At 68.9% G+C, this 14339-nt stretch carries 14 protein-coding genes; 8 read left to right on the top strand and 6 right to left on the bottom strand.

All coding sequences use genetic code 11. From position 1 onward, the window contains the following. The first annotated feature begins 132 nt into the window (after nt 1–132). Nucleotides 133–942, top strand: coding sequence for an IclR family transcriptional regulator (locus tag IEY36_RS25450; protein WP_229681569.1), 810 nt, complete (start codon nt 133–135; stop codon nt 940–942). Nucleotides 943–968: 26 nt separating this feature from the next. Here the strand turns inward: IEY36_RS25450 and IEY36_RS25445 are convergent, their stop codons facing one another. Continuing rightward, the gene (locus tag IEY36_RS25445; protein WP_188972208.1) at nt 969–2489 is read right to left on the bottom strand and encodes an ABC-F family ATP-binding cassette domain-containing protein; all 1521 of its coding nucleotides are present in this window, start codon (nt 2487–2489) and stop codon (nt 969–971) included. Nucleotides 2490–3050: 561 nt separating this feature from the next. On the opposite strand from IEY36_RS25445, the gene IEY36_RS25440 reads away from it, so the two are divergent. The 3 genes from IEY36_RS25440 (at nt 3051) to IEY36_RS25430 (ending at nt 6640) form a co-directional block, all read left to right on the top strand. Next, complete coding sequence (locus IEY36_RS25440) at nt 3051–4004, top strand: tripartite tricarboxylate transporter substrate binding protein (protein WP_188972206.1); 954 nt, start codon at nt 3051–3053, stop codon at nt 4002–4004. 172 nt (nt 4005–4176) lie between these two features. Next, nucleotides 4177–5181 (top strand): patatin-like phospholipase family protein, encoded by a 1005-nt coding sequence (locus tag IEY36_RS25435; protein ID WP_229681568.1) that lies wholly within the window; start codon nt 4177–4179, stop codon nt 5179–5181. 4 nt (nt 5182–5185) lie between these two features. After that, complete coding sequence (locus IEY36_RS25430) at nt 5186–6640, top strand: GntP family permease (RefSeq protein WP_188972204.1); 1455 nt, start codon at nt 5186–5188, stop codon at nt 6638–6640. Between the two features lie 250 nt (nt 6641–6890). On the opposite strand, the gene hrcA is transcribed toward IEY36_RS25430, so the two are convergent. Continuing rightward, nucleotides 6891–7970 (bottom strand): heat-inducible transcriptional repressor HrcA, encoded by a 1080-nt coding sequence (gene hrcA / locus IEY36_RS25425; protein ID WP_229681567.1) that lies wholly within the window; start codon nt 7968–7970, stop codon nt 6891–6893. A gap of 224 nt (nt 7971–8194) precedes the next feature. On the opposite strand from hrcA, the gene rph reads away from it, so the two are divergent. Both rph and rdgB read left to right on the top strand, forming a co-directional pair. After that, complete coding sequence (rph, locus tag IEY36_RS25420) at nt 8195–8911, top strand: ribonuclease PH (protein WP_188972202.1); 717 nt, start codon at nt 8195–8197, stop codon at nt 8909–8911. A 145-nt stretch (nt 8912–9056) separates the two neighbouring features. Continuing rightward, nucleotides 9057–9680 (top strand): RdgB/HAM1 family non-canonical purine NTP pyrophosphatase, encoded by a 624-nt coding sequence (gene rdgB, locus IEY36_RS25415; protein WP_188972200.1) that lies wholly within the window; start codon nt 9057–9059, stop codon nt 9678–9680. A gap of 57 nt (nt 9681–9737) precedes the next feature. Here the strand turns inward: rdgB and IEY36_RS25410 are convergent, their stop codons facing one another. Continuing rightward, nucleotides 9738–10079, bottom strand: a complete 342-nt coding sequence (locus tag IEY36_RS25410) for a hypothetical protein (RefSeq protein ID WP_188972197.1) — start codon at nt 10077–10079, stop codon at nt 9738–9740. Between the two features lie 243 nt (nt 10080–10322). Further along, on the bottom strand, nt 10323–11216 hold the full coding sequence (locus IEY36_RS25405) for an LOG family protein (RefSeq protein WP_188972195.1): 894 nt from the start codon (nt 11214–11216) through the stop codon (nt 10323–10325). Between the two features lie 113 nt (nt 11217–11329). Between IEY36_RS25405 and IEY36_RS25400 the strand changes: the two genes are divergently transcribed. Both IEY36_RS25400 and IEY36_RS25395 read left to right on the top strand, forming a co-directional pair. Then, complete coding sequence (locus IEY36_RS25400) at nt 11330–12907, top strand: ABC transporter substrate-binding protein (protein WP_188972193.1); 1578 nt, start codon at nt 11330–11332, stop codon at nt 12905–12907. Nucleotides 12908–12914: 7 nt separating this feature from the next. Further along, nucleotides 12915–13622: a ribonuclease activity regulator RraA gene (locus IEY36_RS25395; RefSeq protein ID WP_188972192.1), complete on the top strand. Its 708-nt coding sequence runs from the start codon at nt 12915–12917 to the stop codon at nt 13620–13622. Between the two features lie 7 nt (nt 13623–13629). Here IEY36_RS25395 and IEY36_RS25390 read toward each other — a convergent pair whose 3' ends face one another. Then, complete coding sequence (locus IEY36_RS25390) at nt 13630–14094, bottom strand: GNAT family N-acetyltransferase (RefSeq protein WP_229681566.1); 465 nt, start codon at nt 14092–14094, stop codon at nt 13630–13632. Further along, nucleotides 14091–14315, bottom strand: a complete 225-nt coding sequence (locus IEY36_RS25385) for a hypothetical protein (RefSeq protein ID WP_188972190.1) — start codon at nt 14313–14315, stop codon at nt 14091–14093. Before IEY36_RS25385 ends, IEY36_RS25390 begins: the two co-directional genes overlap by 4 nt. Nucleotides 14316–14339: the final 24 nt, after the last annotated feature.

Genomic DNA, 14339 nt, shown 5'->3' with positions numbered 1-14339 from the left:
GCGCCTTGCGCGGTATGACTATCCTGTTGCAATTCCCCTGCCGGCAAGCATTTATTTCCTCAGGACGAGATGTTTTCCGTTATATTTTCTCTCAACGGAATTTTTATCGATAGAGTCAAGGAAATGAGTCGCGTGTCGGAATTGTCGCAGGATACCTCAACCGGCGGGCTGGCCCGCGCCTTCGGCCTGCTCCGCCTGCTCGGCGACAGCGGTCCGGGCGGGGCCAGGCTCACCGAGATCGCGAACCGCGCCGGCCTGCCACGCCCGTCCGTCCATCGCATGCTGCGGGCGCTGGCCGCCGAGGGCGCCGTGGCCTTCGATGCGCGGTCCAAGCGCTACACGCTCGGCCTTGGACTGTTCGTGCTGGCGGCGCGGGCGGGCGACACGCTCGGCCTGCGCGACCTGGCGCGGCCGACGCTGCTGCGCCTGACCGCCTCCCTGGGCGAGACGCTGTTCCTGCTGGTGCACAATGGCTACGACGCCATCTGCATCGAGCGCAGCGCGGGCTCGCTGCCGATCCGTTCCTTCACCGGGGATATCGGCGGGCGCGTGCCGCTTGGCATCGGCCAGGGTTCGACCGCCATTCTCGCCTTCCTGCCCCCGGCCGAGCAGGATGAGGTGATCCGCCACAACCTGCCGCGCATCAGCGACATCGGCGGACCGGACGAGGCGACGCTGCGTGCCGAACTCGCTGCGGTGCGGCGGGATGGCTATTGCGGCGGGGCGGCGGGGCTGATCCCCGGCATGGCCGGCCTCGGCGCGCCGATCTTCGACCAGGATGGCCGCGCCGTCGCCGCGATCAGCATCGGCACCACCACCGACCGGCTGACGCCCGACCGCCGCGCGGTGATGGCCGAGATGCTGAAGCGCGAAGCGGCCGGGATCGGGCGCGGGATCAATCCGTTCGACCCATCGCTGCGCCGGGCCGGCGCCGCGATGTAAGGACTGGCGGCAGGGTAGCGCCGCCGCTACCGCTCGTTCATCGCAGCCTCGAAGAACGCATCGGGGGCATCGACCTCGACCAGACGCCCGCGCTCGATCAGCCAGAAGCGGTTGCCGACATTCGTGACGAAGCGGCGGTCGTGGGACACCAATAGGCAGGCCGCCTCGCCGCGGTTGAGTTCCCACTCCAGCGCCTCCTGCCCGTCGATGTCCAAGTGGTTGGTCGGCTCGTCGAGGAGGTAGAAATTCGGCTGTTCCAGCCGCAGCACCAGCATGGCAAGCCGCGCCCGCTGGCCACCGGACAGCACGGCGACGGTGCGGGATTGCTGCTCGACCGGAAACCCGGCCCCGGCCAGCAGCGCCCGGATGCGTTGTTCGCCCACCTCGAAGCGGTCCGCGATCACCCGGTGCAGCTTCTCCTCCGGGCGCAGGTGGCTCAGCGTCTGGTCGCAGATGCCGGGAATGACCGACGGGTTGCAGCGCAGGCCCTCGCAGGCCTCGCCGCGCATCGCGCGCGTGACGAGGTCGAGCAGGCATGACTTGCCGGCGCCGTTCCGGCCGAGCAGCACCACGCGGTCGCCGGGATGCACCCACAACTTGCCGGTGGCGAACAGGCGCTGCCCGGCCGGCGTCGTCACGCGCAACTCGTTCATGGCCAGCAGGACCTTGGCGTCGGTGCCGCTTTCCGCCAACCGGATCCTGCCGGCCGATGCCTCGCGATGCGCCGGGCGTGCGGCGGTTTCGATGCGCTCGGCGCGGTCCTTCAGCTGCCGGGTCTTCACCGTCAGCAAGTCGGACCCCGAATTCACGCCGATATTGTGGAGCTTGGCGGCCTGGCGCCGCAGCTGGTCGGCCTGGCGCAGATCGGTCTCATGGCGACGGGCCGTCGCGGCGTCCGCCTCGTCGAGGCTGGCGCGGGCCGGCGAATAGGGCAGCGCGAAATCCACCGAGGCCTCGCCGCGCAGGAACAGTGTCCGGTTGGTGACGGCATCGAGGAAGGCGCGGTCATGGCTGGCGATGATGATGGCCGTGTCCTTCGGCCGGGCGGCCATCCAGCGCTGCAACTGCCCGATCCGCTGGAGGTCGAGATGGTTGGTCGGCTCGTCCATCAGCAGGATGTCAGGTTCGGTCAACCAGGCGCGGGCAAGCAGGACCATCCGTTGCCAGCCGCCGCTGAGCTCGCCGAGCGGGCGGTCCCAGAGTTCGGCGGGAGTATCCATCGCTTCCAGCGCGACATCGGCGCGCCAAGCCTCCCAGGCGCGGGTGTCGACCGGTAATTCCTCCAGCACGACATCGCGGATCGGCAGCGCCAGGAGGTCGGCGCCCGGGTCCTGCAGCATCAGCGTGACCCGAGCATTGCGCGCATATCGAAGGCTGCCGTCGGTTGGCTCCACGAGGCCGGCCAGGCAGCGCAGCAGCGTCGATTTGCCGCGGCCATTGGCGGCGACAAGGCCAATCCGGTCGCCCGGATGCACGGTGAGGTCGAGATTGGAAAACAGCGGGACGCCGAGCGTGATGCCGAGCGATCGGATGGAGATCAAGGACATGGTGTTGTCTTCCTCGGTCCCGCCCGCACGCGAGTTGCGTGCGCGGAACGGGTGTTCCGGCTATGAGCCGACCGGGAAGAAGGACGCTGGGGTCCGTACCCTGATCAGCCCTGCAAACGCATCTGCAGGGCGACGACAGGGCCACGCTGGCGATAATGCCGGAAGAAGGTCACGCGGCCCTCATGGTTGTGCCAATGGCTGGGCGGAACTTAGCGAGGCGACGCGACGCGAACAAGTCGCGCGATGGCGCTTGGAATGGAGAGGCCCCGGACACCAATACCTGGAGCCTGACATTGCGGGCGGGAGGAGCGCCGCAAGTTGTGCTCGGGCCCAACACGGCTTTGGTTCCGCGAGAGTCCCCATCGCCCAATACGAGTTATCGGTTTCCAGAGGCCCTTCGGCCACGGGCTCTCATTGGCGTTGCGGCGCGACGTCAATTGAAAGGGCAAAGCCCTCGCCGGCCCTCCATCCCGCCGGCGAGCCGGCGCAAGACGGCAACAATCTTTCCCCGCCTCCCCGCCCCGCCTAGGCTGCCCTCAAACAGTCCGGGAGAGAAACGCCATGACCAACCGTCGCACATTGCTCGCCGCCGCCGGCCTGCTCGCCGCCCCGCGCCTCGCCCGCGCAGCCTGGGAGCCGTCCCGCCCGATCCAGCTCATCGTCGGCTTCGCGCCCGGCGGTGGGGCGGACCTCGCCGCGCGCGCGATCGCCGAGGCCTCCTCCCGCTTCTTTCCGGCGCCGCTCGTGATCATCAACCGTCCCGGCGCCGGCGGCGCGATCGCCGCCCAACAGATGGCGGGGATGACGCCGGACGGGTTGAACCTGCTGGTCGCCGGCGGCAGCGAGAGCACCTCGCTGCCCGCCTTCCGCGACCTGCCCTATGACCCCAAGACCTCATTTCGCGCCATCATCCGGCTGACGCGCCAGCCCCTGGTGATCGTCGCAAAGAAGGGCGGCCGCTATGCCGACCTGCCCGCGGTGGTCGAGGCGGCGAAGCGCGCACCGGGGAGCATCCCGCATGCCTCCTCCGGCATCGGGTCGATCTACCACGCGGTGTTCGTGTTGCTGTCGCAATCCGCCGGGATTGAGCTGCTGCACATCCCCTATACCGGCGGCGCGCCATCTTTGCAGGCGCTGATGTCCGGCACGGTGGAACTCGCCGTGCTCGCGCCGGAGGAAATGGCCGGGCTCGCCCAGGCGGGCGAGGTACGGCCGCTCGCCGTCGCCTCGGCCGAGCGCATCCCGGTCTATCCCGATGTGCCGACGCTGCGCGAACTGGGCTGGGACGTGGTGGTGGAGAACATGAAGGGCCTCAGCGGACCGGCGGGCCTGCCGGATGATGTCACCGCCACGCTGCATGTCCGCTTCCATCGCGGCATGCAGGAGCCGGCCTGGAAGACCTTCCTCGACCGTACCGGCGCGATGGATGGCTACCTGGACGGCCCGGGTTTCCAGGCCGCGATGGATGCGGTGCTCGACGCCCTGCGCGCCACGGTGCACCGGCCGCCGGCCTGAACGGCGTTTGGGACGGCGGGCACAGGCCGCCCGGAACGCAATGGGTGCCATTTCGGCGACGGTCGGGTTATTGTGCGGCGCACAAACCTGACGGGAACCGCCTGTGGCCAACACCAGATCGCCCCAGCCGCGGACGCCGCGCCCAGCGGCGGCCGCCACATCGCGTGAACCATTGCTCATCGACCTGGCGCTGCAGGGCGGCGGCAGCCACGGCGCCTTCACCTGGGGCGTGCTCGACCGCCTACTTGAGGAAAATGGCCTGAAGGTCGAGGCGATCTCGGGTACCTCGGCCGGCGCGATGAATGCCGCGGTCATGGCCTATGGCCACATGCAGGGCGGCGCCGAGGGCGCGCGCGCCGCGCTCGAGACCTTCTGGAAGCGCGTCTCCAAATCGGCCGCGCACAGCCCGCTCAGGCGCGGGCCGCTCGATGTGCTGCTCGGGCGCTGGTCGCTCGACTCTTCGCCAGCCTATCTCGCGATGGACATCGCGACGCGGATGTTCTCGCCCTACGACCTCGACTTCGGCCTGCCGAACCCGCTCGCCGCCGTGCTGGCCGAGACGGTGGATTTCGACGCGCTGGCCGCCGCACCCATCAAGCTGTTCATCACCGCGACCAACGTCCACACCGGCCGCCCGCGCGTGTTCCGCAATGCCGATGTGACGCCCGCCGCGCTGATGGCCTCGGCCTGCCTGCCCTCGATGTTCCAGGCGGTCGAGATCGACGGCCAGGCCTATTGGGATGGCGGCTATTCCGGCAACCCGACCATGACGCCGCTGATCAATGAATGCGTGTCGGACGACACCATCATCGTCGGCATCAACCCGGTCGAGCGCCCCGGCATTCCGAAGACCGCGCGCGACATCCTCAACCGGTTGAACGAGGTCGCCTTCAACGCTGTCCTGCTCAAGGAACTGCAGATGATGGCGCTGCTGCGGGAAGTCTCCGACCCCGGCAACGAGAAGACCGCGCATTGGGCGAGGATGCGCGTGCATCTGGTGCGCAGCGCGCTGCTGACCGAACTCGGCGCGTCCTCCAAGCTGAATGCGGAATGGGAGTTCCTGACCATGCTGCGCGACGAGGGCCGCCGCGCCGCTGACGCCTTCATGGCCGAGAACGGCCCCGCCCTCGGCACGCGCTCCACGCTGCCGATCGAATACCTGCTGAAGACGGATTGAGCCGATGGGCCTGATCGGAATCCTCGCCGGCCTCGCGCTGCTCGTCTGGTTCGCCTATCGCGGCTGGTCGGTGCTGCTGCTCGCCCCGATCGCGGCGCTGGTGGCGGCGGGCTTCGCGGGCGAACCGCTGCTCGCCCATTGGACCGAGACCTTCATGAACAGCGCGGCGCGCTTCGTCGCGCAGTTCTTCCCGCTGTTCCTGCTCGGCGCCCTGTTCGGCAAGCTGATGGAGGATTCCGGCGCGGTCAGTACCATCGCCCGCTGGATGACGCGCACCCTCGGCCCGAAGCGCGCAATCCTCTCCGTCGCGTTGGCCGGTGCCGCGGTCACCTATGGCGGCGTTTCGCTCTTCGTCGCGATCTTCGTGCTGGCCCCGATGGCGACCGCGCTGTTCCGCGAGGCCGGCATCCCGCGCCGGTTGATGCCCGGGGCCATCGCCGTCGGCGCCTTCACCTTCACCATGTCGGCCATGCCCGGCACGCCGGCCATCCCCAACGCCATCCCGATGCCCTTCTTCGGCACCACCCCCTTCGCGGCGCCGGGGCTCGGCATCATCGCCTCGACCATCATGCTCGGCTTTGGGTTGTGGTGGATGCAGCGTGCCGAGGCTCTCGCGCGGGCCGCCGGCGAGGGATTCGGCGATGACGCGCCGGCCCCCGTCGATGCCGCCGCGGACGACCCGCTGATCCGCGAGCGCGCCTCCGTCGCGCGCGAATTCGACCCCGCCGAGATGCATCGCAGCCAGGCGACCGAGACGGAGATGCCGGTCCTGCTCGCCGCCCTGCCGCTGGTTGTTGTGGTCGGCGTCAACCTGCTGATGTCGATGCTGGTGCTGCCCAACATGGATGCCGCCTTCCTGGCCGAGCCGCGCTGGGGCGGCACGTCGCTTGGCGCCGTGGCCGGCGTGTGGTCGGTGGCGGTGGCGCTGTTCGTCGCCATCTGCGTGCTGCTGGCAGTCAGCTTCTGGCGCCTGCCCTCGCTGCGCGCGACGATGGATGCCGGCGCCAACGCCTCGGTGCTGCCGATCTTCTCGGTGGCGTCCCTGGTGGGCTTCGGCGCCGTGGTGGCGGCCATGCCGGCCTTCGAGGCGGTGCGCGACTGGGTGCTCGGGATCGGCGGCGGGCCGCTCGTCTCCCTCGCCTCGGCGGTGACGATCCTGGCAGCGCTGACCGGTTCCGCCTCGGGCGGGCTGACTATCGCGCTGGACGCGCTCGGGCCGACCTACATGGCGCTGGCGGCGCAGATCGGGCTGGATCCGGGGCTGATGCACCGCGTCTCGGTAATCAGCGCCGGCACGCTGGACGCGCTGCCGCATAATGGCGCGGTGGTGACGCTGTTCGCCGTGTGCGGGTCCACGCACAAGGAAAGCTACCTCGACATCGTCATGACGACGATCGTCAGCGCTCTGCTGGCGCTGGTGGTGGTGATCGTGCTGGGGAGCGTGGTGGGGTCGTTCTGATCGTAGCGGGCGGCGCTCCCGCCCGACGTGAAGGTTGGAGGGGCGCCGCCTCTCCGAACCACCCCGCCAAAGGGCGGTGCCCTTTGGAATGCCGTCTATTGGCAATGGGCGCGGCAGCCAGCATGACCGCTGAAACTCAAGCTTCTTCCCTGCGCTCGTTGTGAGGCCACGTTCGGCGCCAATTCAAGGTGTCGAGAGGCCTTTGGTGGGGTGAGGTTCGGAGAGAGGCAAAGCCCCTTTCCGAGACGCCCTACCCCAACAACCGCCCGATCACCCGCGCCGTGTAATCCACCACTGGGATCACCCGCCCATAATTGATCCGCGTCGGCCCGATGACCCCGATCGCGCCGACGATCTTCTCCTGCCCGTTGCGGAACGGCGCCACCACCATCGACAGCCCGGCGCTGTCGAACAGCCCGCTCTCCGCCCCGATGAAGATCTGCACGCCCTCCCCGCGCTGGGCGAGGTCGAGCAGCCGCAGCATCGTCTCCTGCTGCTCCAGCCGTTCGAACAGGCGCTTGATCTCGGACACCCGCGCGGCCTGGTCGATGGTCTCCAGCAGCCTCGCCTGGCCGCGGATGATCAGCGACCCGCCCTGCCCGCCGGTCCAGGTGCCCAGCCCTGCCTCGATCACCTGCTGCGTCAGCGCGTCCAGCGCCGTGCGGTTGTCGGCCACTTCGCTGGCGATGACGCCGCGCGCATCCTCCAGCGTGCGGCCGGCCAGCCGGGCGTTCAGGTAGTTGGACGCCTGCTGCATCGCCGAGGGCGGCAATCCGGCCGGCACCTCGATGACGCGGTTCTCGACCTGGCCGTCTTCATGCACCAGCACGACCAGTGCGCGCCCCGCGCCGAGGGCGACGAATTCGATGTGCCGGACCATGCCTTCGGTGGTGGGGGCGACGACCAGCCCCGCCGCGCCAGCGAGGCCCGAGAGCATCTGCCCGGCCTCCCCCAGCGTTTCCTGCAATGAACGGCCGGAGGCTGCACAGCGGGCGGTGATCGCCCCGCGTTCCTCCTCCCCCAGCGCGCCGAATTCGAGCAACCCGTCGACGAACAGCCGCAGCCCGCGTTCGGTCGGCAGCCGCCCGGCCGAGGTATGCGGCGCATAAAGCAGCCCGGCATCTTCCAGATCCGCCATGGCGTTGCGGATCGTTGCCGGCGACAGGCCAAGCGGCAGCCGGCGCGACAAGGTGCGCGACCCGACGGGCTCCCCCGTCTCGACGTAGGTTTCGACCAGCTCGCGCAGAATAATCGCGCTGCGGCTGTCGAGACCCGCAAGGCTGGCGCCTGTCGCTGCCGCCCTCGGAATGCCTGTCGGTCCCATCTTCATTTGTCCATCCGCGCGAGCCTATGGACAGGGCTCGCCTCCGGTCAACGGCCGGAACGCGTGAATTCGCTCTTCGTTGGCACATGGTGTGCCAGGGTACCACCCTCGATACGCATATGGTGTGCCAGGGGGCCAGGTGCACCCAGCCCCACGCATGACCAGGGTGCAAGGCCGCGCCGGCCATTGTAGAAGCCGCGCCTGACCAGATTTTCGGGAAACCCTGCCCCATGCGCCCCTCCGGCCGCGACGCCTCCGTCCTTCGTACCGTCAGCCTCGAACCCGGCTTCGCCCGCCACGCCGAAGGGTCCTGCCTGATCCGCATGGGCCAGACCGAGGTGCTCTGCACCGCGTCGGTCGAGGGCAAGGTGCCTCCCTTCCTGCGCGGCCAGGGCCAGGGCTGGGTCACCGCCGAATACGGCATGCTGCCCCGCGCCACCCACACCCGAGGCGACCGCGAGGCCGCCCGCGGCAAGCAGTCCGGCCGCACCCAGGAAATCCAGCGCCTGATCGGCCGGTCGCTGCGCGCCGTCACCGACATGAAGGCGATGGGCGAGATGTCCGTGCTAATCGATTGCGACGTGCTGACCGCCGATGGCGGCACGCGCTGCGCCTCGATCACCGGTGCCTGGGTCGCGCTGCACCTGGCCTTCGAGCATTGCCGCAAGATGAACATCATGACCCGCAACCCGCTGAAGGACCAGGTCGCCGCCGTATCCTGCGGCGTGTGGCAGGGCACGCCCGTGCTGGACCTCGACTACGCCGAGGACAGCAAGGCCGACGCGGACGCGAATTTCGTACTGACCGGCGCGGGTGGCATCGTCGAGGTGCAGGGCACGGCCGAGGGCGCGCCCTTCTCCGACGCCGAGCTGATGGCGCTGCTCGGGCTGGCGCGCAGCGGGACGACGGAACTGTTCGCCAAGCAGCGGGAGGCAGTCGGGCTGTGACGGACGGAGAGAAAGGTTGGGGGAGGAGAACCTCCCCCAAACCCCCACCCTTATTCTACCAATTGGCGCCGGCCGCCGCTGTCAGTCCCCAACCGACAAAAAAAGGAGGGGGATCGGGGGAGTTCTCTCCCCCGACCTTTCTGCCATGACCCACCGGCGTCTTCTGCGGGGCGATCGCATCGTCATCGCTACCCACAACGCGGGCAAGCTGCGCGAAGTCGGCGCCCTGCTCGCCCCCCATGGCATCGAGACGGTCTCCGCCGGTGAACTCGGCCTTCCGGAACCGGAGGAAACCGAGGAGAGCTTCATCGGCAACGCCGCCATCAAGGCGCGCGCGGCCGCGATGGCCGCCGGACTGCCGGCCCTGGCCGATGATTCGGGATTCTCGGTCGCCGCCCTGGCCGGCGCGCCGGGCGTGCGCACGGCGGATTGGGCAATGCAGCCCGATGGGTCGCGCAACTACGCCGATGCGATGCGTAAGGTGATGGACGCGGCGCAGGAATTCGAGGACCGCACCGCCTGGTTCAGCTGCGCACTCGTGCTGGCCTGGCCGGACGGCCATCTCGAATGCTTCGAGGGTCGCGCGTTGGGCCAATGGATCTGGCCGCCGCGCGGCGAGCACGGCTTCGGCTACGACCCGATGTTCCTGCCCGACCGGCGCGAGGCAACCTTCGGTGAGATGGACCCGGCGGAGAAACACCGCATCAGCCATCGCGCCGCGGCGTTCCGCCTGCTCGCGGCCGCCTGCCTGCCGCCGGTCGAGGACTGACGACGCCCCAAGCGAAGGACCGCGGCTTGCGCGATCCTTCCCATGGCCGGACACGGATTACTCGGCGGATATGCCGCGCGCCGTGACGGTCACGGTGCTGACCGCACAGAGGTCGACACCGCGGCGCTCGACAGCCTGGCCATTGTCGAAAACGATCCGGAAGTCGTAGCTGCCGCCCGGGTTCGGGCGGTACTGACGCGACGCACCATTCGGCAGCACGTTCTGGCCAAGCCGGTCATTGCCCCAGTTGTTGTTGCGCGAGGAGCTGAAATAGATCTCGTTGACCTGGCGGCCCGACCGGTTGGCCAGGGCAAAGGTCGTGTCGCAGCCCTGCGCGAAGGCGGGCAGCACGGGGGCAGCGGCGAGGAAGGCGCAGGTCAGCAAGGCGCGACGAAACATCAAACTCTCCTGGGTGTGCCCTGGCGCATCATGCGGGTCGGGCGTCAGCACATTTATCGCCAATCAGGTTGAGGGGCGATGAAGGATCGCAGAGTCTGTCGGCAAGGTCCGGCACCGGGCGGCACGCCTACCCAGCCGTTCCAGCCTGCCGATGTGGAGGCCCGGATGGGGCGCGGCCCGGTGCCGGATTTGGAAAGGTGCCGAATGGCGCGCTGCCAAATGGACTCTCGGATCGACCCGATGCTACCGGCGCGGCGGCTTCATGCGCTCCTCCTCCGGCTTGCGGCGGCGCCGTGGCGGGACCAGCAGCTCGGCTGGCGCGGAGGGCAACGCGGTCGCTTCCAGCCCGCGCCGCACCAGGCTCGCCCATGCTTCCTCCGGCGTATCGACGATGTCGACCAGGGCGAGATCCTTCTCGTCGACCATGCCGCGTTCGACCAGCAGCGGTAGGTTCACCGCCTTCTCCCAGAAGGAACGGTCGAACAGCACGATCGGGCGCGGCGTCGCCTTGCCGGTCTGCACCAGGGTCAACAATTCGAACAGTTCGTCGAAAGTGCCAAAACCACCGGGGAAGACGGCCAGCGCATTGGCGCGCATCGCCAGGTGCATCTTGCGCATCGCGAAGTAGTGGAAGCGGAAGGTCAGCGCCGGGGTGGACCAGGCATTGGGGTTCTGTTCGTGCGGCAGGGTGATGTTGAAGCCGATCGACGGCGCGCCGGCCTCGGCGGCGCCACGGTTCGCGGCTTCCATGATGCCGGGACCGCCACCGGTCGCGATCACATTGTCCCGCGGCGCGCCGGTGACCGCCAGCGCCCCGCCGCGTAGCGAGACGATGCGCGCGAAGGCACGTGCATCCTCGTACACGCGGGATCGTTCCATGGCGCGTTTGGCGGCGCGCTTGTCGGCCGGCGACGTCGCGGCTTCCGCCATGGCGGCGGCCTGTTCGGGGCTGGGGACGCGGGCGGAACCGAAGACGACGACGGTCGAGCGCACACCCCAGTCGCGCAGCGCGTATTCCGCCTTGGCGTATTCCATGCCGAAGCGGAAGGGGCGCATCTCGTCCCGCAGCAGGAATTCCTGGTCCTCGATGGCCAGCAGGTAGGAGTGGGAACGCTTCTGGGCGCCATTGTCAGGCATGGTGTTTCTCGTTTCCGCGATGGGTCGAATCCGTCTTGTCGCGCTGCCGACCCATGTTCCATCCTACCTTAAAGGCCGTCGCTACGCCGAATGGCCAAGGGAAGGAACCATCCATGAAGCGTCTCGCTGCGGTGCTCGGCGCCGCGTTGCTGTTGGCTGCGCCCGCGGCGCAGGCCCAGGGTCGCGGCGACCCCACCGCGCTGCGCGTGAAGCTGTTCGGCGATTTGCGGTCGATCGACCCCTTCATCAGCCCCGAATACATGGCGCGCAACCATGGATACATGGTCTACGACACGCTGTTCGCGCTCGATTCCCGCCTGGCCGTACAGCCGCAGATGGTGGAACGCTGGACTACCAGCGAGGATGGCAGGACCTGGACCTTCACCCTGCGCGACGGGCTGAATTTCCACGACGGCACCCCCGTCACCACCGAGGATGTCATCGCCTCGCTGCGTCGATGGGCGGTGCGCGACGGGCTCGGCCAGCAGATCGTCGCTCTGGCCACCGCGATGGAACCAGTCGATGCGCGGACCTTCCGCATCGTGCTGCGCGAACCCTTCGGGCTGATGCTGCAGGCGCTCTCCAAGCCATCGGGCCAGCCGCCCTTCATCATGCCGGCGCGCGTCGCGGCCACGCCGGCGACGACGCCGATCACCGACCCGATGGGCTCAGGCCCCTTCAGCCTGCGGCGCGAGGACTGGCGCGTCGGCGACCGCGTGACGTATCGCCGCAATGCCGCCTATGTGCCACGCGCCGAGCCGCCCGATGGCCTCGCCGGCGGGAAGCGCGCAGGCATCGACCGCATCGAATGGGTCTATCTGCCCGATGCGCAGACCGCGCTGAACGCGCTGACCACCGGTGAGATCGACATCTTCGAGGAACTGCCGCCGGACCTGTTCCCCGTCGTGCGGCGCAACCAGGCCCTGCGCATCGGCCAGCAGGACAGCGTCGGCGTGCAGGCGATCTTCCGCATGAACCAGGCCGTACCGCCCTTCGATAATCCCCGCCTGCGGCAGGCGATGCGGCTGCTGGTGGACCCGGCGCATGCCATGCCGGCCTACATGACCGAACCAAGCCTTTGGCGGGATTGCCGGTCCTTCTACACCTGCACCTCGCCGTATCGCACCGAGGCGGGCTGGGTCACGCCGGATTTCGAGGCCGCACGCCGCGCGGTGGCAGCGAGCGGATACGACGGCACGCCGGTGGTGGTGTTGGATGCGCAGGATTCGACCATCAGCCACACCTTCGCGCTGGTCTCGGCCGATCTGATGCGCCGCGCCGGGCTGAATGTGGATGTACAGGCGATGGATTGGGCAACGCTGATCCAGCGGCGCTTGTCGCGCAATCCGGGCGCGCAGAACGGCTGGGGGCTGTTCGTCTCGGCGCCCACGGGTCTCGACGGCATGGACCCGTCCGGCCACAACGCCATGCGCTCGGCCTGCGAACGCACAGCCCTGCCCGGCTGGCCCTGCGATGCGGAGATGGAGCGCATCCGCGACGCCTTCATCGCCGCCACCAACGACGCGCAGCGCGCGGAAGCGGCGCAGGCCTACCACCAGCGCGCCACCGAGACGGTGCCCTATGTGCCGCTCGGCCAGTTCGCGCTGGTGCGGGGGTACTCGGCGCGGCTGCAGGGGATCCTCGACTCACCGGTTCCGGTGTACTGGAACATCTCGAAATCCGCGCAGTGAGAATGTCATGAACGAAGCAACACGGGCGAAGCTCGCCGAAGTCTCGACCGCCACCCTGACGACGGTGCTGTTCAAGCGCGGCTTCCGCAATGTCTTCCTCTCGCTCAGCCCCGTCGGGCCGGATGCGCCACGCATGGTCGGCCCGGCCTATACGATGCGCACCATCCCGGCGCGCGAGGACCTCGACACGCTCGACGTCTTCAAGGACCCGGCTCATCCGCAGCGCAAGGGTGTCGAGGAATGCCCGCCCGGCGCCGTGTTTGTCATCGACAGCCGAGGCGATGCGCGAGCGGCGAGCGCGGGTGGCATCCTGATCACGCGACTGCGCATGCGCGGCGTCGCGGGCGCGGTGACCGATGGCGGCTTCCGCGACAGCCCCGAGATCGGCGCGATGGGCTGGCCGGCCTATCACGCGACGCCCTCGGCGCCGACCAACCTGATCCACCACCATTGCGTTGACCTCAACGTGCCGATCGCCTGTGCCGGCGTCGGCGTGCATCCCGGCGACATCATGGTGGGCGATGGCGAGGGCATCGTCTGCATTCCCGCCGCCATCGCCGACGAGGTGGCCGAGGAAGCCTTCGAACAGACCGTCTATGAGGATTTCGTGCAGGAACGCGTCGGCGAAGGCCACACGATCCGTGGGCTGTATCCGATGACCGATGCGGCGAACCGGCCGATCTTCGAGGCCTGGCGCAAGGCGAACGGACGCTGACGCCAGGTCAGTCCAGCGCGCGGGTGAGGAAGCGGTTCTCCCCACTCGCGGCGTAATCCGAGAAAGGGCCGCAATCGATGAAGCCGTGGCGGAGGTACATCGCCACGGCGGGCCGGAAGTAGGCGCTGGTCCCGGTCTCGAGGCTGACCCGCGCGATGCCCGCCGAGCGCGCCACCGCCATGATGTGGCGCAGCATCATGCCGCCAACGCCATGCCGTCGCGCCGCCTCGGCGGTGTGCATCGACTTCACCTCGCCGTGGTCGGGGGCCAGGCGCTTCAGCGCGCCGACGCCGAGCAGGCTCTCGCCATCCCAGGCGCTGAAGAAGCGGATCTCCGGCACGCGCAGCCCCGACAGGTCGAGTGCGAAGGCGAAGCCTTCCGCCGTCGCCGCCCGCGCCCTGGTCAGATGCGTGGTCAGCAGCGCCTGCACGCGCGGGTCGTCGAGCCCGCCCTCCGTGATCACCGGCGTCACAGATACTTGCCCCGTTCCATGATCTCGAGCGTGTACTCTCGATAGGTCATGCCGAGTTCCTCCGCGCGGGCGAGGCGACGCAGCGCGATCTCCCGTGGCGGCGTCTTCCAGGCCTTCTTGTGCGCCCGGCGCCAGTTCCATGAGCGCCAGCTGGCGGTCTTGTCGTCATCGTCATCGAGCGGCGGGCCGCCATTGTGGCGCGGCGAGAGCGGCGTGGTCATGCGGCGCATTATCCACTATCATGA

The sequence above is a fragment of the Neoroseomonas lacus genome, from assembly GCF_014644535.1.
Classification (GTDB): Bacteria; Pseudomonadota; Alphaproteobacteria; order Acetobacterales; family Acetobacteraceae; genus Neoroseomonas; species Neoroseomonas lacus.
This window is presented reverse-complemented; position numbering and strand designations above follow the sequence as displayed.